17 protein-coding genes and 1 tRNA gene are annotated in these 19,795 nt (G+C 45.0%); 8 read left to right on the top strand and 10 right to left on the bottom strand.

Annotation, left to right across the window (positions count from 1 at the left end):
• Window positions 1-42: 42 nt before the first annotated feature.
• A complete protein-coding gene (locus tag ACWYVB_RS22220) occupies window positions 43-870 on the bottom strand; it encodes a CheR family methyltransferase (RefSeq protein ID WP_005382024.1) in 828 nt (275 codons plus the stop codon).
• A gap of 11 nt (window positions 871-881) precedes the next feature.
• A complete protein-coding gene (locus tag ACWYVB_RS22215) occupies window positions 882-1,808 on the bottom strand; it encodes a chemotaxis protein CheV (protein ID WP_005382022.1) in 927 nt (308 codons plus the stop codon).
• A gap of 76 nt (window positions 1,809-1,884) precedes the next feature.
• Between ACWYVB_RS22215 and flgA the strand changes: the two genes are divergently transcribed.
• The 3 genes from flgA to ACWYVB_RS22200 all read left to right on the top strand — a co-directional run bounded on the left by flgA (window position 1,885) and on the right by ACWYVB_RS22200 (window position 3,515).
• On the top strand, window positions 1,885-2,631 hold the full coding sequence (gene flgA, locus ACWYVB_RS22210; RefSeq protein ID WP_085342935.1) for a flagellar basal body P-ring formation chaperone FlgA: 747 nt from the start codon (window positions 1,885-1,887) through the stop codon (window positions 2,629-2,631).
• A gap of 116 nt (window positions 2,632-2,747) precedes the next feature.
• Window positions 2,748-3,062, top strand: a complete 315-nt coding sequence (gene flgM, locus ACWYVB_RS22205) for a flagellar biosynthesis anti-sigma factor FlgM (protein WP_005382018.1) — start codon at window positions 2,748-2,750, stop codon at window positions 3,060-3,062.
• 27 nt (window positions 3,063-3,089) lie between these two features.
• Window positions 3,090-3,515 carry a flagella synthesis protein FlgN gene (locus ACWYVB_RS22200; RefSeq protein ID WP_046874280.1) on the top strand — a complete coding sequence of 142 codons (426 nt, stop codon included), beginning with the start codon at window positions 3,090-3,092 and terminating at the stop codon, window positions 3,513-3,515.
• 114 nt (window positions 3,516-3,629) lie between these two features.
• On the opposite strand, the gene flgP is transcribed toward ACWYVB_RS22200, so the two are convergent.
• Window positions 3,630-4,061, bottom strand: coding sequence for a flagellar assembly lipoprotein FlgP (flgP, locus tag ACWYVB_RS22195; protein WP_256954753.1), 432 nt, complete (start codon window positions 4,059-4,061; stop codon window positions 3,630-3,632).
• A gap of 9 nt (window positions 4,062-4,070) precedes the next feature.
• The gene (locus ACWYVB_RS22190) at window positions 4,071-4,709 is read right to left on the bottom strand and encodes a FlgO family outer membrane protein (protein WP_005382013.1); all 639 of its coding nucleotides are present in this window, start codon (window positions 4,707-4,709) and stop codon (window positions 4,071-4,073) included.
• Window positions 4,710-4,878: 169 nt separating this feature from the next.
• Here ACWYVB_RS22190 and ACWYVB_RS22185 point away from each other — a divergent pair, with 169 nt between their 5' ends.
• The 3 genes from ACWYVB_RS22185 to ACWYVB_RS22175 all read left to right on the top strand — a co-directional run bounded on the left by ACWYVB_RS22185 (window position 4,879) and on the right by ACWYVB_RS22175 (window position 7,050).
• Window positions 4,879-6,012, top strand: a complete 1,134-nt coding sequence (locus ACWYVB_RS22185) for a flagellar assembly protein FlgT (RefSeq protein WP_457530195.1) — start codon at window positions 4,879-4,881, stop codon at window positions 6,010-6,012.
• A gap of 177 nt (window positions 6,013-6,189) precedes the next feature.
• Window positions 6,190-6,266 (top strand) — tRNA-Arg (locus ACWYVB_RS22180).
• Between the two features lie 277 nt (window positions 6,267-6,543).
• Window positions 6,544-7,050: a hypothetical protein gene (locus ACWYVB_RS22175; protein WP_031780328.1), complete on the top strand. Its 507-nt coding sequence runs from the start codon at window positions 6,544-6,546 to the stop codon at window positions 7,048-7,050.
• Window positions 7,051-7,163: 113 nt separating this feature from the next.
• On the opposite strand, the gene ACWYVB_RS22170 is transcribed toward ACWYVB_RS22175, so the two are convergent.
• From ACWYVB_RS22170 to chiP, 4 genes are all read right to left on the bottom strand, one after another.
• Window positions 7,164-8,126, bottom strand: a complete 963-nt coding sequence (locus ACWYVB_RS22170) for an OmpA family protein (protein ID WP_006743033.1) — start codon at window positions 8,124-8,126, stop codon at window positions 7,164-7,166.
• Between the two features lie 641 nt (window positions 8,127-8,767).
• On the bottom strand, window positions 8,768-10,195 hold the full coding sequence (gltX, locus tag ACWYVB_RS22165) for a glutamate--tRNA ligase (RefSeq protein WP_046874282.1): 1,428 nt from the start codon (window positions 10,193-10,195) through the stop codon (window positions 8,768-8,770).
• Window positions 10,196-10,373: 178 nt separating this feature from the next.
• On the bottom strand, window positions 10,374-10,967 hold the full coding sequence (locus ACWYVB_RS22160; protein ID WP_150916434.1) for a YccT family protein: 594 nt from the start codon (window positions 10,965-10,967) through the stop codon (window positions 10,374-10,376).
• Between the two features lie 125 nt (window positions 10,968-11,092).
• Entirely contained in the window at window positions 11,093-12,214 is a 1,122-nt protein-coding gene (chiP, locus tag ACWYVB_RS22155; RefSeq protein WP_048626112.1) for a chitoporin, read from the bottom strand.
• 479 nt (window positions 12,215-12,693) lie between these two features.
• On the opposite strand from chiP, the gene ACWYVB_RS22150 reads away from it, so the two are divergent.
• Together ACWYVB_RS22150 and ACWYVB_RS22145 are read left to right on the top strand one after the other, a co-directional pair.
• Window positions 12,694-15,423, top strand: a complete 2,730-nt coding sequence (locus ACWYVB_RS22150; RefSeq protein ID WP_457530192.1) for a copper-translocating P-type ATPase — start codon at window positions 12,694-12,696, stop codon at window positions 15,421-15,423.
• A gap of 21 nt (window positions 15,424-15,444) precedes the next feature.
• On the top strand, window positions 15,445-15,894 hold the full coding sequence (locus tag ACWYVB_RS22145; RefSeq protein ID WP_012842060.1) for a DUF411 domain-containing protein: 450 nt from the start codon (window positions 15,445-15,447) through the stop codon (window positions 15,892-15,894).
• A gap of 55 nt (window positions 15,895-15,949) precedes the next feature.
• On the opposite strand, the gene ACWYVB_RS22140 is transcribed toward ACWYVB_RS22145, so the two are convergent.
• Complete coding sequence (locus tag ACWYVB_RS22140; RefSeq protein WP_005382004.1) at window positions 15,950-16,642, bottom strand: oligogalacturonate-specific porin KdgM family protein; 693 nt, start codon at window positions 16,640-16,642, stop codon at window positions 15,950-15,952.
• Between the two features lie 437 nt (window positions 16,643-17,079).
• A complete protein-coding gene (locus ACWYVB_RS22135) occupies window positions 17,080-19,731 on the bottom strand; it encodes a beta-N-acetylhexosaminidase (RefSeq protein WP_457530189.1) in 2,652 nt (883 codons plus the stop codon).
• Window positions 19,732-19,795 lie beyond the last annotated feature (64 nt).

Genomic DNA, 19,795 nt, shown 5'->3' with positions numbered 1-19,795 from the left:
GCCTGACACGAGGTCAGGCTTTTTATCAATGAAGAGATACCGCTATTTAAGCTTGTAAATGATACCCGGATTACAGCGCACCATTTCAAATTTATCAGTCAGACCAGTTAGCGACTCTGATGCCCCTAACAGCAGATAACCACCTGGGTTTAAGCTGCTCGCCATTTGGTTAAGCACTTTTGATTTCATTTCCGGTGAGAAGTAAATCAGCACGTTGCGACAAAAAATAATGTCGAACTTACCCATCAGTGCATAACTGTCCATCAAGTTTTGTGGACGAAAGTTCACCAAACGTTTGACGTTGTCTTTGACTTTCATACGGCCACCGTCCGCATTCTCAAAGAAGGTGCGGCGACGTTCTGGTGAAAGTCCGCGCCCTAGAGCCAAATTGTCATACACACCTGCACGACACATCTCGAGCATACTTGCTGAAATGTCTGTTGCTGTAATAGACACGTTTGGTAACAAACCCGGCTTGCGCTGTTGCGTTTCCAGAATCGTCATTGCAATAGAATACGGCTCTTGGCCCGATGAACTGGCTGCAGACCAGATCTTGATTGGGCGCTTGCTTGCCGCTACTTCTGGCAATAATTTGTCAGCTAAAACTGTGAACGGATAAGTATCTCGAAACCACAAGGTTTCGTTAGTCGTCATCGCGTCCACAGCGGCCACTCGTAATTCACGATTGCGCCCTGTAACAACATCACGTAGCAAATCTGATAACGATGCGAGCTTAAACTTCGTCACTAAAGGACTCAGTCGGCTACGCACAAGGTATTGCTTGCTATCACCTAACACGATGCCACATTGCGATTCTAGAAAACGGCTAAAGTCACGATACTCTTGATCACTGATTGTAATAGCAGTCATTAATGTCTCTTTTATTGTGTTAATGCAGATTTAACCGCGTTACCCAATTCATCTGGGTTAAATTTCGCAATGAAGGTATTGGCACCTACACGCTCAACCATAGCCTGGTTGAATACACCACTTAATGAAGAATGGAGGATAACATAAAGGTCTTTCAAATCGGCATGTCTGCGAATTTCAGCCGTTAAGGTATAGCCGTCCATTTCTGGCATTTCAATATCGGAAATAACCAACGAAATTTGATCGTAGATATTGCCTTCTTGAGCCATTTCAATCAACTTATTGTACGCTTCTTTGCCATCTTTGACAGATACGACCTCGAAACCGATTGATGTAATCGCACGCTCTACCTGTTTACGCGCGACAGTCGAGTCATCAGCAATCAATATACGGCGTACAATAGGCTTTTCTTGTTCTGCTTGCGCGATTTCTTCACCGATAGCGGAATCCATCGTTTCATCAACCGGCGCAATCTCCGCCAGGATTTTTTCAACGTCAAGGATTTCAACCAGCTCGTTGTCGATGTTCGTCACTGCGGTCAAGTAGTGCGCTTTACCCGCACCGTCTGGCGGTGGCAAAATCGCTTCCCAATGCATATTGATAATACGCTCAACCGATGATACCAAAAATGCTTGGATCGTACGGTTAAATTCTGCGATAACAACAAAACATTTATCCAGATCAGTGGTTGGGCGGCCACCAATTGCCAGGCTCAAATCAATAACGGACACGGTATGGCCGCGGATATGAGCGATACCTTTTACCAGCGGGTGTAGATTTGGCATTGAAGTCAGCTTAGGGCACTGCAGTACTTCTTTCACTTTGAATACGTTAATGCCGTAGCGCTGTCGGCCCATCAGTCGAAAGGTCAATAATTCCAATCGGTTCTGACCGACGAGTTGCGTACGCTGATTCACCGAGTCAAGAATCCCCGTCATATGCTCATCTCCATCTCAAACTTTTTGTTTTTAAATGATACTCTACCACTGGCAAGCACGATACCAGGGAGACAGTATGGCGTATTTCACTTTCACTTCGACACCATTGACTATGACAATATGTAGAGCGCTAATTACAAAGTACGCTAAGTCTATCGGCATTTTGCTCAGTATGTTTAGCTTTTTTGTTCATTCAGCTTCAGATAATCAGATCGAGCAAATAAAAACGGCAGCAGAACAACATATTCTTGCTACAGTTGATCAGCCTGATGGTGGCGAGCTATCTGTTAATGCGGCAGATATCGACTCGAGAATAAAAGCAACGGATTGCCCAGTGCCCCTGGATACGTCAGCTTCTTCCACCAGCAGTACTCGAAGCAACATCAATGTTCTAGTGGAATGCCCATCGGATGACTGGAAAGTCTATGTGCCTGTACGGATCTCGGTATCAGTGCCAATGATCGTCGCAACACGAACACTAGGGAGAGGAGAAATCGTCAGCGCGTCGGATGTCACCACTTCTATGATCGAGCTGCAGCGCTTTCGCAAAGATGGCTTTTCTAACTACGATCAAGTGGTTGGCGCAAAGCTAAAACGCAACGTTCGCCTAGGTGATGTTGTTGAACGTAATGATGTCTGTGTCGTTTGCCGGAATGAAAAGGTCACAATTAAAGCGGTAAATTCTGGCATGACAATCACCACGCAAGGCACAGCATTGCAAGATGGTGCGGCTGGCGATCAAGTAAGAGTGAAAAATGATAAGTCACAGCGTATAATAGAAGGCATAGTGACTGGCATTGCGGAAATCACTGTTAATTTTTAACACCCACTGGTAGCGTGTTTAAACTGATCAATAAAAATGCAAAAAATGACTAAAGTTATTTTTGCACTGGTCGATAGTCTGGATACCAGTATTACGATACAAGGCAAAGGTTAAACATGGCAGGTATAGATAATATACGTTCAGGGCAAATGATGACGACGACAAGTCGTGCACCTGCGCGTAACGATTCCAATGCTACCAGCACGACTGAATCGAAAAAAGCACCCGCACAACAAGACGCTGTATCACTCAGCCAGCAAAGCAAAGCTGTTAGCAAACTCCAAAAAGATATGGCAGCTTCTCCGGCCTATGACAGCGCCAAAGTCGCGGCAATCAAAGAAGCAATCACAAACGGTTCATACAAAGTCGATCCTGAAAAATTGGCTGACAACATGATTAAGTTTGAAAACGAATTGCAAGGCAAAAGCTAACTGACTTAGGCCGAAGGTAAGTATTTTATGGCAGCATTAGTCGATCTCGTCAATTTCCAACTAGAAAATGCTAAGGCACTTTCTGCTGTTTTGCGTCAAGAAACACAAGCGATAACTGCGCGTGTCTCTACCGAGATTGAGAGTATTGCCAAACAGAAGATGACACTCATTGATCAGCTTAGAACAACTGATCAGCGAATCGCCTCTCACCCGCACGTCAATCAACTTACTGAAGATGAGCACCTAAGTCAGGTTGTTGCTCAAATCCAATCGATCGTCCTCGACTGTCAACAAGTCAACAAAGTAAATGGTGAATCGCTTAGTCGCGCACAGCTGAGTTTCAATAAACTCAATAACATGCTTCAGCGAACTCATGGCAAAGTGGGCATGACCTACAATGCTGGTGGCAAAACCCACACAATTTCGACACTTGGCACCAATATAAAAGCCTAAACGTCACTCCTACCCCACACCATCTCTAGAATGTAGAGATAAAAAAGCGACTCATTGTTGCCAATCAGCCGCTGGAAAGATTATCTGGTCTTCTGAAGTAATGCGCTTAGTGCATTAGAACAAGGTTTGTTGACGCTTCTCAGGCACCTGTTGAACTTCTCCGTAATCACGTAGCTTATCCATTTTACGAATATCAAGACGCAGCTCTGTCACGTAACTGTCCTCAACAAGATAACTACGCACAACTTCTGCACCGCGAATCACACCATCAACCGCACCTGTAGTGCTCTCAATACCTAAACGCTGGTCTTGCAGTTCTGCACGTCCACTAACACGCATGCCATAAACTTGTTCTGCTAGCTCACGATAAGCATCAATTTTTGATGCGCGCATCGCTCGTACACGCTTCTCTTCTACTGTGCGGCCAGTTTGCTCACTGACACTCGCATAACCCACTGCCACTAAGATTTCATCTTGACGCATCTGTTGTAGTGGCTGACACCCCACTAATATCAGTGTGGTAATAATAAATAATAACTTCTTCATGCTTCTATCCTATGGACGCAGAATCACAGTGTACGGCTGACGAATGGTTGGGTCTGAGCGAATCAACACGCCATCTTGCGTACGGATACTGTTTAACGTATCTAAGTCACGACCAATACGGTCAGCCGGAAGGAAACCCTGCGCCGTTGCTACAACCACACGGCTCTGCATACCGACCACACGTGCATTGACCAGAACCCCGCCCTCTTGGCGCAGCATCGTGCCGGTCAGTACATACTGAATTTGTTGCTCTTGCGCCAGATCTTGCCAATCACGGCTTAAAGCAAAATCGCCCTGCTGCGTCACTTGGATAGAGCCCGTAGTTTTGAAATCAACCACTTTAAACCCTCGGCGCTGGAACTGATGGATAAAACCTTCCGAGACCGAGTTACCTAACCAGTTTGTTGCATCCATATTTTGTAGATCAACAAACGAGGTAATCGCAATCGGTGTCCGCGCAGATACCGCCACATTAGAAACCATCAGGTCTTCGGTCATGCTTTCAATGAAAAAGTCCATCGTATGACGTGGACTATCCATCAGCATGAACTGGCTTCCCGAGTACGGTTCTTTACCATTGTAAATCGGTGAGTACGCGCACGATGTCAGAAGCGTCATCATCGATGCGGCGACAAGCCACTTTTTCATGGTTTGATTCTCCAGATAATCTTAGGTGATACCGTTCTTGATTAATTCCTTTCTAAGAAAGTGAATATTGGAACAGTCTTTGCTTTTCTTTGTTTGCCTAACGAAGAAAAATCCACCAAACTTCACTGAAATTGTTAAAGCAATATTTATACCCGAACGGTTGTAATCAATGAAAAAAATATTAAACAGTCTGTTTTTAATCACTTTAGTGATGCTTGTGCCTTTTAAAGTAATGGCATCTTGGTATGAAGTAACAGGCGTTGCCACTATCGTTTCTTCAGAAGAGACGGCAAGGCTCCATGCGTTGGAAGACGCGCTGTTCAAAGCCGTCAATTTTTCGGGCGCAGATATTGGCAGTATTAGCAATTTGATGCCGCTGTTAGAGGAAAGCCGTAACGAGTACCAGTTTACCAACCATGAAGTCCGTTACATTTTGGTCGAGTCTGAGCGTAAACGTCGAGGTAAAGTCGAGGTAAAAATTCGCGTCGATATTTATCCATCGGCAACGGGTTGCCACACCGATCAATACAAAAAGACGATCCTTGTCGGCAATATTGAGGTTGCCTCACCACAACAAGCGGTGATGGGACAGATTTACCAAGTGGGTGACGATTTTAGCCGCGTGGTGAATCGCCAGCTGGATCAAACCTCTCGCAGCTTTGTGTCTGTGGGTACAACGGACTATTCAATTAGCAGTAACTATCCCGCTCGTACTCAAATGATCGCGCAAGATAACGGCGCACAATACATCATTGGGGGAGTCATTACCGATCTCACTGCGACGGTCGAATCTCAACTACTGCAAGATGACATCATCAATCGTCAGTTTGCGTTAGAGATGAAAGTATTTGATGGTAAAACTGGCCATGAAGTCTTCAACAAAACCTACCGTGAAGTGGCGCGTTGGCCATTTGCCAAAACGAGCCAAGTGGATACTCGCAGTGCGCGCTTTTGGGCGTCGACCTATGGCGAGATGATGCTACGCGTTAGTCGCAATATAATGCTGGATCTAGAGTCAGAGCTGTCTTGCAAAATTACGCTGCCAGAGGTCGTTGCTGTCTTCGGCAATACCGTAACGATGGATCTCGGCCGTATGCATGGCGTAAAAGAGGGAGACAAATTGCAGCTTTGGCACACCGCATCATTTATCGACCAAAACGGACTACCAAGAAATAAAGTATCGCAAAGTGAAATTACATTGACGGTATCACGTATATACGAACACGAAGCCGAGCTTACGATTGATCAGCCAAATTTAGCCTCTAGTGTTCAAATTGGCGACGTAATGAACAAGATCCTATAAAAGCAAACATTAAGTCTTGAGATATGCTCACTTTTGAATATCATAGGCAGCGCATCTTATTTGATTATACCAATGACCGTAGTGAGTCGTTCAAAGTGATGCTGATAAAGACCTAAACAAAGTTGCTAGGTTTGCATTCAGTAAAACGGTTCAATGAACTGCAACTATTGGTATTACGCCCCCATGGCACAGCTGGATAGCGCAGTCCCCTCCTAAGGGACAGGTCGTAGGTTCGAATCCTACTGGGGGCGCCATATCATAGCCTTAGCTCCCACTTGAGCTAAGGCTTTTTTGTATCCACTATTTCGAGCTTCACAGAGCGTTTGCAAGTAACGTGTGAAACAATTTCCTCAGTAATCAATATGATCGCCTCGCTCCTTTACTCGACGAGATAAAACCTTTTACTGTTCCGACCTCTTCCCCTTGAAATCATTTCAACAAGCCCTATTTACAGTTTTGTATTTTATTACTTTAATTATCTATGAGTTTTGCTTACCCTTTTAGCTATTAATAAAATTATTAGTTAGCACTATGTCTAAGAGCAATTTAATAACTAACACTGGACACCGCTTTATTTCTAAAGGCAAGACTGCCTTTAAGATTCATATCCATACCCCCGAGGACACGGTACTGCACCGCTCGGTTGGGTTTGTTCGTATTGGAGAAAAGAAAGGCTTACAAAAAGCCATTAAGCTGAGAAACGAATTAGGCCGGCAAATGTGGGGCAAATTTTGGCGACGTCTTTTGAAGGATCCTTATCTCATGACCAGACTCCCACACAGCGTTGAGCCAAAAATTGTTCACAAACCTAACCCCACTCTTGAAAACCCAGATAACCGAGATACGTGTTACATCGCTAAGTGGCGAGAGTTCAATGATGACGGTGACTACAAATACAAAACGGTGGTTCGCTCTATTAGTAAATACGGCAAGCTTGCCGCCTACATGCAAACCAAAAAAGCGTTGTTAGAAGCACATAAAGACAACTTGGAAATCCTAACATTCATGGGGCGCTTAAACAGCATTGACCTCAAATGATGTTTACCGTTTTTAGCTTTTCAGTCCGTTTCAAATAGAAATGAAAAAGCCCCAAAGAGCGAACTCTTTGGGGCTTTCAGCTTTAGTCTTCTATACTACGGTCGGATAGAAGCTTATTGCTGAACTTGGTATTCAAATTCTGGAACAACGATTTCTACGCGACGGTTTTGCTGACGACCTTCACGAGTGTCGTTTGAAGCGATTGGGTTGTTTTCACCTTCGCCACGAGCTTGAATACGTGATGAATCAATGCCTTTTTCAACGAGTGCGTTAGCTACAGATTCAGCGCGTTTCTCAGAAACTTTTAGGTTGTAAGCTGCTGGGCCAGAAGTATCTGTGTAACCTACAACTTCAACGTTCGCTTGTGGGTGCTCGTTTAGGAAAGCAACTAGGTTATCAAGTTTTGCAGCGCTCTCTGGTTTTAGAGTTGTGCTGTTTAGATCGAAGCTACCAGTACCGATTGTTTGAGTTTCGAATGTTTTCGTTACAACTACTGGCTCTTCTACGACTTCTTCTACAACCACTTCTTCAACAACAACTGGCTCTTCTACGATTACTGGCTCATCGTTGCCACCGAATTTGAAAGAAACACCCAGTGTTGCTGTGTTACCTGTCGCACGAGTTACATCGTTGCTGATATCAGTCAGAGTTTGGTATTCCGCACGAGCAGTTACGTTTTGGCTTAGGTTGAACTCAAGGCCAGCTGCGCCTAGGTAAGAGTAATCATCTTTGCCATCAAACATTACGTAAGCGCCACCCACTTTACCGTAAAGTGCGATGTCTTCAGTGATTGGTAGGCTGAATTTAGGTGCAAGAGTGATTGCTTCTACATGGCCACCGAAAGAAGTTTGGTTAAAATCACCGATGTTGTCGAAGCCTGCTTCTACTGCGAAGTATTTATTCATTTCGTAACCAACAAAAGCGCCAAGAGTAGAGTCGTCTTTGTCACAAGCCTGGCCCGCTACACACGCGTCTTCCATCCATGACTTACCCATCTTACCACCAACGTATACTTCTGCTTGTGCTGCTGAAGCCATAAGTAGAGACGCTGAAATTACCGCTGCTAATTTTTTCATTATTGATTCCTCTAAAGAAGTTCTTTTGTTAGATGCCGAAATGCGCCGTCTGACTGACGTTGTATTTCAATTCTTTTTATTCATTCCTTGAGTGAGATACTTAGTCAGCTTCTTTTTATGCACATGCATTTTTTTTATGGAAGCTACTTACGTACATTTCCTGTTCAGTGATACATATCGCCATCTCGGTATCACTGACGGGGTGAACTATAACGCTAAGAAATCGCGAGAAAAATCCCAATTCTGTCAATTTATTGTCATCAAAAATCTCAACAACATGTGATCTTAAGCAAAAAAATCCCCACACAATCACGACGCAAACGTTTGCTTTATTTTCTGGAACACTACAACTTAAGCAAAGTTTTTTTCTTAAAAATGAGACAACAAAAATGGAACTTTAAGGAAGGTGGATAAAAATCAATCAGATATTTGATATATAATCGCTCGTTTTTTATTCATGCCAACGATGTTTGGATTAAAAAATCTTATCCATACCTAGGTGAATTACGGTCCAAAATACCACATCCTTCACCGACATATGAGAAGGCTTCTCATTATCTAAGGTTCAGATACAAAAAAGCCGCGGGTGTTTACCGCGGCTTTGTGACTATTTATTCAAAAGAACGTTTAGTTCAAAGCAATTATGCGTTTGCTTCACGCTCAGCAATGAACTCAAGCGCCATCTTAATACGAGCAACACAACGCTCTTTGCCAACCAGTTCCATTACTGCATCTACAGAAGGAGACTGACCGCCGCCTGTTACAGCAACACGTAATGGCATACCGATTTTGCCCATGCCGATTTCTAGCTCTTCACAGACTGCAGCGATAACGCCATCTTTGATGTTTGCTGTTGTCCACTCGGTCAGTGCTTCAGCTTTCGCTAAAGCAAGCTCTAGAGGCTCTTTAGCCACACCGCGTAGGTGTTTCTTCGCTGCGCCCGCTTCAAACTCAGAAAAATCTTCGTAGAAGTAACGGATTTGCTCAGCTAGCTCAACCAGCGTGTTGCAACGCTCACCCACTAGCTTGATCACGTCAGTGATAGCAGGACCATTCGTTACGTCTAGTTTTTGTTGATCTAGGTGCCATTGTAGGTGCTCTGCAACGTACGCAGGATCTGAATTTTTGATGTAATGGTTGTTCAACCATTGCAGTTTGTCCGTGTTGAAGGCAGACGCTGACTTAGATACTGCGTTTAGGCTGAATAGGTTGATCATCTCTTCTTGAGAGAAGATTTCTTGGTCGCCATGAGACCAACCTAGACGCACTAGGTAGTTGTTTAGTGCTGCAGGCAAGTAACCCATATCGCGGTATTGCATGACCGATACAGCGCCGTGACGTTTCGACAGTTTCGCACCGTCATCACCCAAGATCATTGCACAGTGTGCAAATGTTGGTACTGGCGCACCTAGTGCTTCGTAGATGTTGATTTGACGAGGCGTGTTGTTGATGTGGTCTTCGCCACGAACAACGTGAGTGATACCCATGTCCCAGTCATCCACTACTACACAGAAGTTGTAAGTAGGTGAACCGTCAGTACGACGAATGATTAGGTCATCCATTTGATCGTTGCGGATTTCAATGCGACCACGGATTTGATCATCAAATACTACGCTGCCTTCTTTCGGGTTACGGAAACGGATAACACATGGATCGCCATCTTTTGCCGCTTCGTTTGCTGCTTTGATTTTTGGATGGTTAGCATCGTAGCGAGGCATTTCTTTATTTGCTTCTTGCTCTGCACGGATTTCATCTAGCAGCTCTTTAGACGCGTAACATTTGTAAGCTTTGTCTTCAGCAAGAAGCTTATCAACCATTTCGTTGTAACGGTCAAAACGTTGAGTTTGGTAGTAAGGACCTTCATCCCACTCCAAGCCTAGCCATTCCATGCCTTCAAGAATTGCATCAACCGCTTCCTGAGAGTTACGCTCAAGGTCTGTATCTTCGATACGTAGAACGAATTCACCACCTTGGTTTTTAGCGTATAGCCAAGAGTAAAGTGCAGTACGCGCACCACCAACGTGTAGATAGCCAGTTGGGCTAGGAGCAAAACGAGTTTTAACCGTCATTTGAGTTCCTTAGGGGTAATGAGCAACGAGAGATCTCTCGTTGTAATGTCAAGGATAAAAGTGGCGACATTTTACCACCGTAAGTCAATTCTACAATCGGTTTGACACCAGAAATACAAACAGGGCAGCACCAATAAAGGTACTGCCCTCCTATTTACTGTTAAAGTGCAGAACGAAATTACTTCAGGTTACGCATCGCCCATTGCATAAATTCTTGCTGCTCTTCACGGCTTAACTCATTAAACGATGCTTTGATTGTTTTGGTTTCCGCCGGAGAAGACGCAATGCTTGCCTTGGTCGATTCTTTGTTCATTGCATTGTTATAGTCAGCCACTTCTCGCTCGTAATCACGAAAACCTTGCAAGCCACCTTTACGAAGTTGAACCATAGAGAATTCCACTTCTTTTCCGTTTGTGTCTTTCAATACCACTTTTGGATCGAGTTCAAAAGCTTTCGCTTCTTCGATGGTACGGAACGCTTTGTAAGTCAGCGATAGCTCGGCGTCTTTTTCTGCTTCAAACTCTAATACCAGTGGCTGCGAATCGAACTTACGGCGCTTGCCATCTTCAAAGACAATTTGTCCAACCGTCACCGCCAACTGATTTTCCCCGTCCTTCAGCTCGATGCTGTTATTTTTGGAAATCCACTCAGGGTACACGAACTCACCGTTGAGAACGCGAGGAACCAGTTCAGCTTGCAGAGTCAGTTGAGCAGCAAAAGCAGGCGCAGAAAGCATTGCGCAAAGTCCGAGAAGTGTCGTTGTTTTTTTCATCGTGGTTTCTCACTTTATACCAATTTAGATAAGCCTCTGAAACTTACAGGCCAGTCATTCCAAAGGCTTATTTGAATCAGTATCAAGACAAAAAGGGCGTTTCCGCCCTTTTAGCTGCTTCTTTATTAGAAGTAGTATTCAACACCCACAGAGAACTCATCGTAGTCTGCAGATTTCCAACGCGCTTCTGTTGGTTTATCCAGTTGATATGCACCGTCGCCAAAGTCTAGAGTACGAGCACGTACGTAAAGCACTGCCGATGGGTCTACGAAATACATAACTTGTGCAGATAGTACATCGTCTGCTGTATCGTTAATTGTCTTACCATCACGCTCTAGATCAAAGTTCGCTGCGTAAGCCAGTTTGTATTGCCAATCACCAGTGGTGTACATGATAGCGGCAGACATTGCGTCTTGCTTCTCACTCACGCCGTTGCTTGCGTCAGCTTCCATGTATTTGTATTGCGCGAAGAAAGAAATACCGTTATCAAACCAGCCTTGAGCACCCACCAAGTATGTGTTGTTTTCCCACGTTTGGCCTTCCATCTTAATGTTACGGTTACCCTCGTATGCAGCATCTAACTGAATTGGACCAATTTTGTAGTGCGCTGCGACACCACCCCAGTAGTCATCACCTTCACCCAGACCCGCTTTGTCACCTGCACCTGCCGCGATATCTAGAGAGAATTTGTCCGCATACATTGGGGAGTCCCAACGAATGGTGTTTGATTGACGGTCTTGATACTTAGCACCACCGATTGCACCACCCCAGTCGTAAACGTCACCGAGACCTGGGTTAGATGCAGGCCAGTCAACTAATTCGTACATCGGTGTTAATACACGACCTAAACGAACTTGACCCCAAGATGCACTTTCAAAACCGACGAATGTGTCACGTTCACCAAGACCTGCACCCTCGCCGCCAAAGCTAGGGTCAACGTAACCACCTTCGATTTGCCAAATAAAAGTAGGACCGAAGTTAGCAAATTGTTTTTTACCACGGAAACCGATGCGAGATTCGTTGTTTAGCTGCATGCCACCTAGATCATCGTCCGTTGCTTTGTTGCCAGAATCGTAATCGCGGTACGCGGCCTGCATCGCGATGATCCCGTAAACTTCATAAGAGAATGAATCTTTGGTTAGGAACTCTTTTGCTGCGTCACTGTTTGCACCATCAGCAAATGCAGCACCACTGAACATCATGCCTGTGATTGCCGTAGCAAGTAGGCTTTTCTTTAGGTAAGACATTTTTAACCCCTATATTTTTTAGTTTTTTCCATTTTCAAATTCGCTAACTAGGACATGGCAGGAACTTGAAACAATGTTTGGACGGGGCAAATATGACAAACTTTTTTCGCACTAAAAAACTTTCCCTACAGCAATCTGAGCGACTTCAAAATGAGAAGATCAAAAATAATATAATTAATTAAAAATCAAAAACTTAAATTTAAATATAAAAAATCAAAAACGTTAAAAGCACTTTTTGACACTGAACTGACATTGAGAGCATCTCAAAAGCGTGAGCGACTTCATTCATCTTTTAGGTGTTTTAACGGAACTTTATATTCAGAGAGAAAAAACCTTGAGATCACTCGCAAGTAAAATGGCGGTGAACTTGTGTGATTCAAGCGATTTTGACGAAATTGTTGTGAGCCCAAAATGGGTATTGACCTTACCCTTGCAGGAAGGTTTAAGCTCAATGTATCACTATTATTGAGGTGCAGATTATGTATCAGTTTGTTATACCTTTATCAGGGCTCAACTGCATGGGCTGTGCGAGAAAAGTTGAGAAGGCTTTACATGCGAATCACGATGTAGAGATCCTCACTTTGTCCCCAACGCAAGTCGAGGTCAAAACCGAGTCCTCTCTCAAAGAGCTTGTCTCATCAATTGAATCTCTTGGTTACCAAGCAGGAAATCAGTACGAGTTAAACCTTTCAGGCTTAAGCTGTGGCGGCTGCGTGAAAAAACTCTCTTCTTTATTAGACTCTCATCAAGACGTTATTTCTTTCGAGGCTTCAACAACGCACTTAGAGATTCGTACCCTACTCTCCGAGCAACAAGTCATTGAGCTAGTTGCCAGCTTGGGCTATACGGCCAACAATAGCGCTGTTACTGATAACTCAGTTGCTGAAGAGCACAAGGCAATCACTCCCGATCAACAACAAAGCCAGACACATCAAAGCGAAAAAGGCGACCAAGCAACGCCTGACGAGCAACCAGCAGGCACGGCTCAACTACAGATGTTGATTCAAGGTATGACTTGTGCAAGCTGTGTCGCATCAGTAGAAAAAGCCCTTACTAATGTACAAGGGGTTGAAAAAGCCCAGGTAAACCTCGCAGAACAAAGCGCACTGGTGTTTGTGACTGAAGACTCAGATTCGTTACATCAATCTATTTTGCAATCTGTCAAACAAGCGGGTTACCAAGGCGAGGTTTTACAAGACGCCGCGACACAGCAAGAAAAGCAAGCGCAGCAACAACGTCAACAGCAAAAACGCTTTAAGTTGGATGCAATTGCCGGCCTTGTTGTGGGTGCCCCTTTGATGATTTGGGGTGTTGCTGGTGGCAACATGATGATTCGCAACACCAATGACCAGTTGGTTTGGGGCGCGATCGGTATTGTGTGTTTGCTGCTGCTTGCCACTGCCGGAAAGCAGTTCTTTAGTAACGCTTGGTTAGCGGCCACTCACAAGCGCGCCACCATGGATACCTTAGTTGCGCTCGGTACTGGCGCAGCGTGGTTCTATTCTATGCTTGTGGTGATTTTCCCAGATTGGTTCCCAATGGCATCTCGTCATGTTTACTTCGAAGCCAGCGCGATGATCATTGGTTTGATTTCACTTGGTCACTATATAGAAGCCAAAGCGAAAGCAAACACAACTCGCTCGCTTCAGGCTTTGGTGAACTTACAGCCTCAACAAGCGACCGTCATCACTGAGAAAGGCGATCAACAAATCGCGGTTGAGCAAATCACGCTAGGCATGAAACTGCGTATCAAACCAGGCGAGAAAGTGCCTGTTGATGGTACGGTAATCAATGGTGAATCATACATTGATGAGTCCATGCTCACTGGTGAACCAGTACCAGTGTTAAAAGCGCAAGAGGCTCAAGTGTCTGCCGGGACATTAAATACCGATGGTGGATTAGTCATTGAGGCAACGGGCATTGGCGCAAATACCATGCTGGCACGTATTATTCGTATGGTGCGCAGCGCTCAGAGCAGTAAGCCTGCCATCGCGAAATTGGCAGACCAGATTTCATCAGTGTTTGTCCCTGTCGTTGTAGGCATAGCAATACTGGCAGCGCTTGTTTGGTTTGCCGTTGGCCCAGAGCCAAAAGCGAGCTATATGCTGGTGGTCACCACAACCGTACTTATCATCGCCTGCCCTTGTGCTCTAGGCTTAGCAACCCCACTTTCTGTCACGGTGGGAGTGGGTAAAGCCGCAGAACTCGGCATTTTGATCAAAGATGCTGATGCCCTGCAGCTAGCGAGTAAAATAGATACGGTTGTGTTCGATAAAACAGGCACGCTTACCCAAGGTAAACCGAGTGTGCAGCAAGTGTTTACTCACACCACCAGCCAAGAAGAGCTGTTGGGGTTAGCGTACGCCGCCGAGCGTCAGTCAGAGCACCCACTAGCAAAAGCGGTATGCGACTTTGCTAATCAGCACGACACGCAAGAAGTGACTCTCGATAAATTTGAAAACGTTCGTGGGCGCGGCATTTTGGCAACGTATCAAGGTAAACCGCTGCTTATTGGCTCGCTTCAATTTATGCAAGCGGAAAACGTTGCAACAGAGGCACTTCAGGATGCAATTGACGAATGTGCTCAGAACGCATGGACTCCGGTTGCCGTTGCGCTCGATGGTGAGTTAGTCGGCCTGATCGCCATTGCTGACCCAATCAAATCGGATGCAAAACAAGCGCTCTCTGCATTAAAATCGCAAGGCATCAAAACGGTAATGCTGACGGGTGACAACCAACACGTAGCCAACGCTATCGGTCAAGAACTTGGTATTGATGAAGTAATCGCTCAAGTAATGCCAGATGAGAAAGCTCAGCACATTGAGCAACTTCAATCCCAAGGCCATGTCGTGGCAATGGTGGGGGATGGCATTAACGACGCCCCTGCTCTCGCGTTAGCCAACCTTGGTATTGCCATGGGTAGCGGCAGTGATGTCGCCATTGAAAGTTCGCAAATGACCATCCTGAACACGTCACCAATGGCGGTGGTACATGCGATTGAACTGTCGCGCGCTACACTTAAAAACATGAAGCAAAACCTATTTGGAGCCTTCGTTTATAACTCACTGGGGATCCCTGTTGCCGCAGGCGTACTTTATCCTGCATTTGGATTTTTGCTCAGCCCAGTTGTCGCAGGTGCGGCAATGGCGCTGTCATCTATTACTGTCGTTAGTAATGCAAATCGACTACGACTTTTTTCAGTAAAATAACCACTTATATTTGAGGCTATTATGAAGTTGAAATTATTGACCTTTGCAATGCTTGCGACCGCATCCGCCAACGTATTGGCCGCTGATGTCATTAACCACAAATCGCCATACTGCGGCTGCTGTGGTGAATGGACAAAACACATGGAAGAGAACGGATTTACGGTCGAAGAGAAATTGCACGATGACATGAACGCCATAAAACGCGATCTAGGCATCAAGAACGAACAGCTTTACTCTTGCCACACAGCAGAAATCAACGGCTATGTGTTCGAAGGTCACATTCCAGCCGAAGACATTAAAGCATTCTTAGAAAATCCACCACGTAACGCAAAAGGGCTCTCGGTACCGGGCATGCCAATGGGTTCCCCTGGTATGGAGTATGGCGATAAAAAAGACAGCTACACTGTTTACGCGTTTAACGAAAAAGGCCAAGTGTTCGAATATAGCCACCACGAAGGCAACGATAAATAACAAGAAAGCCCAGCAAATCAATTGCTGGGCTTTTTCTTAATGGACAAATATAAGATTAGAAGCCGTAAGAGGCACCAAATACAAACGCATTGTTAACTAGGCTATCACCACTTGCGTTTTCTGCACCGTGTGCTTGGCTACGGAACTCAAAGTAAGGCTGAACACCTTTACGTGTCCACGTTGCGCGAAGTTCGTGGTCCATCGTTTCCGCTTCAATCATGTAGACGTTGTTGTAGCTTAGCGTCACATCTTCATTCATCACGTAACCAATACGGTTATCCATGCGGTAGTCTGTATCCGCATCTGCGTCTGTCGCATCAATATGCGCACGAGTACGGTTACTTAGCGAGATACCGTTATCGAAGTTGTAACCGATCTTAACCAATGGACGGTACTGTACGTTCTCGCCAGCAGAGAACAAGTGTTGGTAACCCGCTGCAACCCATAAATGATCGGTAATGTTAAATGACTGCTCACCACCCACAGTGATTGCTGGTGTTGTGTTACCCGCGCCACCGTTTTCTGTTTCCAGTTTACCCAACTGAATACCATCAAATTCGGTGTAAACCGTAAAGCCGCCGAATTGGTTATCAAAAGTATGACCAGCTTCCAGTGTAGACGTAACGTCCGAACCATGGATTCGACCATCATCGTGGAATTGAACGTTACCCGTTACGTAAGAAGAACCAGCAAAAGCGCTAGAAGCGAAAGCGAGAGAAAGAGCACTCAGTGCAAAAATGTTTTTCATAATTACTGCCTTTATTTATTCACGTTATGCGACGGTTTTAAAGGGCTTCTCTTCCCTTTATCGCAAACTTTGGAATGTGCCTCCTTGGCGATCGCAATATTGTTCCAATTAATTCGCGATGGAAAATAAAACATTTTAAAAAGTGATCTTGTTCAAACCGACGCTCAACAACCCTGATAAAAGTATGGTAAATACAGGCACTTACCGTATTTTTCTACAATGATTCAAAAAATAGAAGTGTGATCATAAACAGGTAATTTATTGATATTTAGCAGATTAAGTCGATCCAGTTCACAACAACCCTGACCATTACAAGCTAAAACTTATTTATCAATGAAAAATAATTAGACATTGGTCACACTTAATTTCCCCTAAAAATAAAGAAACCCTCAACATGACATTGAGGGTTTGCTTAAATTTAGCTGAGAAGATTAAGGTTATTTCACACTAGTTACGCGGCTTGATCTTTCCCCTGTCGCCGATACAGAGCGGATAAACACTTCACCAGTTACACTTGGACGAGCATTTTCTGTGTAAGTCAGCCAATTTTGACCGTCTAACGAGTATTGCAGTTCAACGCCAGGGAACTGAACGTTCATAGCTAGCTTGCCGTTTTCTACTTTCGCACCAGGAATTGGAAGGCGGTAGTCGATACCAGATTTTTCTAGCTTAGCCAGTTCACGTTGGCCAAGTACGTTCGCAAAGCGGTTGTAGTCTTGGTTTAGCGCGGCTTTGTCTACTAGGTTAGAGTTTTGCGAGTATTCAACACCCACTTTGTAGTCGTTTTCCCAATCAGCACGGTGCCATGCACGCTCAGCGGCTGCTAGTACGCGAGGGAATACCATGTACTCGTATTGCTCGTCGTTACGTACTGTCTCAGACCAAAGCTGTGCTGATAGACCGTAGAAAGGTTTCGCTTCGATTTCACCTTTACCAGTGAAGCCGTTACCATCGCGGTCTACAGAGGTTTCTGCGTTCTGAGGCATGTTCTCTGGTGCAAAGCCAAACATCTTACGCGTATCGGTTGCACGTGTTGCCCAGTAGTAACCACGCTCTTTCGGATCAACTTCGTATGGCATGTCCATGTACACATAGTCAGGGTTAGAAACGATCACGTCGTAACCTTTCTCAGACCACTCGTACACTGATGATGTACCACCCCAGTAAAGAACGTCCCAGAAGTTAACACGCGTATTTTCTGTTGCGAATGCTTTCTCACCTTCGCTGTATTTCAAACCATCTTGCCATGCTTGGAAGTTTGGAATGCCTTTCTCAGCAACTAATTTTGATACTTCTTGTGCAAAATGACTCGGTAGGTGAGCAAAATCGCTCACTGTGCCGTCTGCGATTAACGCCTGACACTGTGGAGATTGCGCAAATGGCTTGTCTTGTTTCGACAGATCAATCGTGCCCTTCCAGCTAACTTTGTCTTCTGCGTTAACGTCTTGGAAACCAGCACCTAGCTTGATGTTCTTCGCCTCGTCACCACCAAAGTGCCATGTCGTTAGCGGTGCCCCAGCTTCAGCGTGCATTGCTGCCACTTCTGAAATCACTTTATCTACAAAGCGAGTGGAAGATTCCATACACGGGTTGATAAAGCTTTGCTTATCGTAGAACTGAACCGTAGTGACATTAGAAGTATCTTGAGGATCCATCAGGCGGTATTCGTTCGCTTCAGCTTCCTTACCTTCTTCCATCAGGCGGTCGTAACGTGCTTCCATTGATACTACCGCTGCACGCGCGTGTGCTGGCATATCGATTTCGGGAATGACTTCAATGTTACGCGCTTTCGCGTATTTCAAGATTTCCACGTAGTCTGTTTTACTGAAGTAGCCAGAGCCAAAGTTGTCTGTCGTTGGACCGGAACCAAGCTGAGGCAGTACGCAGCTTTTCTCTTGTGTATCGAAACAACGATTAGCGCCAACCTCTGTCAACTCAGGTAGGCCCGGGATTTCTAAACGCCAGCCTTCATCATCGGTTAGGTGAAGGTGAAGTTTGTTCATCTTGTACGCTGCCATTTGGTCTAGCGTTGCAAGAATTGCGTCTCTAGAGTGGAAGTTACGAGCTACATCCACCATCACACCACGGTAATCAAAGCGAGGTGCATCTTGAATAGACAGTTGTGGTAGAGAATCAGCATTTTGGCTATCTACCAGGCCAAAGATAGATTGTACTGCGTAGAAAGCACCTGCTTGGTCAAACGCTTTAATCGCAATACCATCGCCTTTGATGCTCATCTCGTAAGCACCAGATTTTGCCAATTCACCGGTGAAGTCTGCAGGAACAACAGTGATGCTTACAGGAAGATCACCACGAACGTCCACACCTACCACTTCTGCACGATCTTGAATTGCTGCGAATTGAGTCGCATCGAATGCGTCTTTAGGCAGCGCAATACCATCCGCGATATCTACTTTGCCTTTACCCGCTTCAACGTGCATCGGTGTTGGTAGTAACGTGGTTGATACGTCTTGTGTTGCTAGGTCTTCGTTTTTCTCAAAACGAGACACAGCGTTTGCAAATACATTGTTGTCGTCTGGTGTACGTTTTAGGTTGTTACCCTCAAGGCCAGTCACGAAAGACGCAACGTCTTCTGTGTTAAGAGAAGCGATCATCTTAGGTTCTGCGTTTGGTGCAGCCACGAAAGCACCCGGCATAAAGTCGGTTTCAAATAACTGCCAATATTCGCCAATTAGTGGAAGTACCACTTCTTCGCCCGCCGCAAAGCCATCAAACTTATCTGTTGGTTCCAGTTTGTGTAGGTCACCCGTTACACGAGAAATTTTGAACTGATCATTATCTACATCCAAAATCAGACGAATGCTGTGGAAGTAGATAGCCCAATCTTTAGAGTTAACCGCTTCACCTTGGTTAACTAGCGTCATGTTCACCTTGTTACAAGAAGCCCACTCAGCCCCTAAATCCTGACAAGCAAGACCTTCGTTTGCACCGTGGTTAGTCAACACTTGGTATTGAATATCAAGGTTATTAGCCAGTGAATTTACAGCTTGTTGCTCAGAGCTTTGCAGAGCAGAGCAACCTGCTAATGTGGTGATAACAGAAACAGCAATCAGACTAGGTTTAAACATCTTACTTCCCCAAAAAAGTCAGTGGTTCAAAACGACAATGATAAAAATCGCGGCTCCTCAAATG

This window comes from Vibrio sp. JZG10 (assembly GCF_054064075.1).
Note: the sequence above shows the minus strand (reverse complement) of the source record. Positions and strands in the feature narration are given on the sequence as shown.

What these genes read in the sequence shown, in the direction of transcription:
- ACWYVB_RS22220 (WP_005382024.1), bottom strand. Translation starts at nt 870, where the DNA reads ATGACTGCTATTACAATCAGTGATCAAGAGTATCGTGACTTTAGCCGT.
- ACWYVB_RS22215 (WP_005382022.1), bottom strand. Translation starts at nt 1,808, where the DNA reads ATGACGGGGATTCTTGACTCGGTGAATCAGCGTACGCAACTCGTCGGT.
- flgA (WP_085342935.1), top strand. Translation starts at nt 1,885, where the DNA reads ATGGCGTATTTCACTTTCACTTCGACACCATTGACTATGACAATATGT.
- flgM (WP_005382018.1), top strand. Translation starts at nt 2,748, where the DNA reads ATGGCAGGTATAGATAATATACGTTCAGGGCAAATGATGACGACGACA.
- ACWYVB_RS22200 (WP_046874280.1), top strand. Translation starts at nt 3,090, where the DNA reads ATGGCAGCATTAGTCGATCTCGTCAATTTCCAACTAGAAAATGCTAAG.
- flgP (WP_256954753.1), bottom strand. Translation starts at nt 4,061, where the DNA reads ATGAAGAAGTTATTATTTATTATTACCACACTGATATTAGTGGGGTGT.
- ACWYVB_RS22190 (WP_005382013.1), bottom strand. Translation starts at nt 4,709, where the DNA reads ATGAAAAAGTGGCTTGTCGCCGCATCGATGATGACGCTTCTGACATCG.
- ACWYVB_RS22185 (WP_457530195.1), top strand. Translation starts at nt 4,879, where the DNA reads ATGAAAAAAATATTAAACAGTCTGTTTTTAATCACTTTAGTGATGCTT.
- ACWYVB_RS22175 (WP_031780328.1), top strand. Translation starts at nt 6,544, where the DNA reads ATGTCTAAGAGCAATTTAATAACTAACACTGGACACCGCTTTATTTCT.
- ACWYVB_RS22170 (WP_006743033.1), bottom strand. Translation starts at nt 8,126, where the DNA reads ATGAAAAAATTAGCAGCGGTAATTTCAGCGTCTCTACTTATGGCTTCA.
- gltX (WP_046874282.1), bottom strand. Translation starts at nt 10,195, where the DNA reads ATGACGGTTAAAACTCGTTTTGCTCCTAGCCCAACTGGCTATCTACAC.
- ACWYVB_RS22160 (WP_150916434.1), bottom strand. Translation starts at nt 10,967, where the DNA reads ATGAAAAAAACAACGACACTTCTCGGACTTTGCGCAATGCTTTCTGCG.
- chiP (WP_048626112.1), bottom strand. Translation starts at nt 12,214, where the DNA reads ATGTCTTACCTAAAGAAAAGCCTACTTGCTACGGCAATCACAGGCATG.
- ACWYVB_RS22150 (WP_457530192.1), top strand. Translation starts at nt 12,694, where the DNA reads ATGTATCAGTTTGTTATACCTTTATCAGGGCTCAACTGCATGGGCTGT.
- ACWYVB_RS22145 (WP_012842060.1), top strand. Translation starts at nt 15,445, where the DNA reads ATGAAGTTGAAATTATTGACCTTTGCAATGCTTGCGACCGCATCCGCC.
- ACWYVB_RS22140 (WP_005382004.1), bottom strand. Translation starts at nt 16,642, where the DNA reads ATGAAAAACATTTTTGCACTGAGTGCTCTTTCTCTCGCTTTCGCTTCT.
- ACWYVB_RS22135 (WP_457530189.1), bottom strand. Translation starts at nt 19,731, where the DNA reads ATGTTTAAACCTAGTCTGATTGCTGTTTCTGTTATCACCACATTAGCA.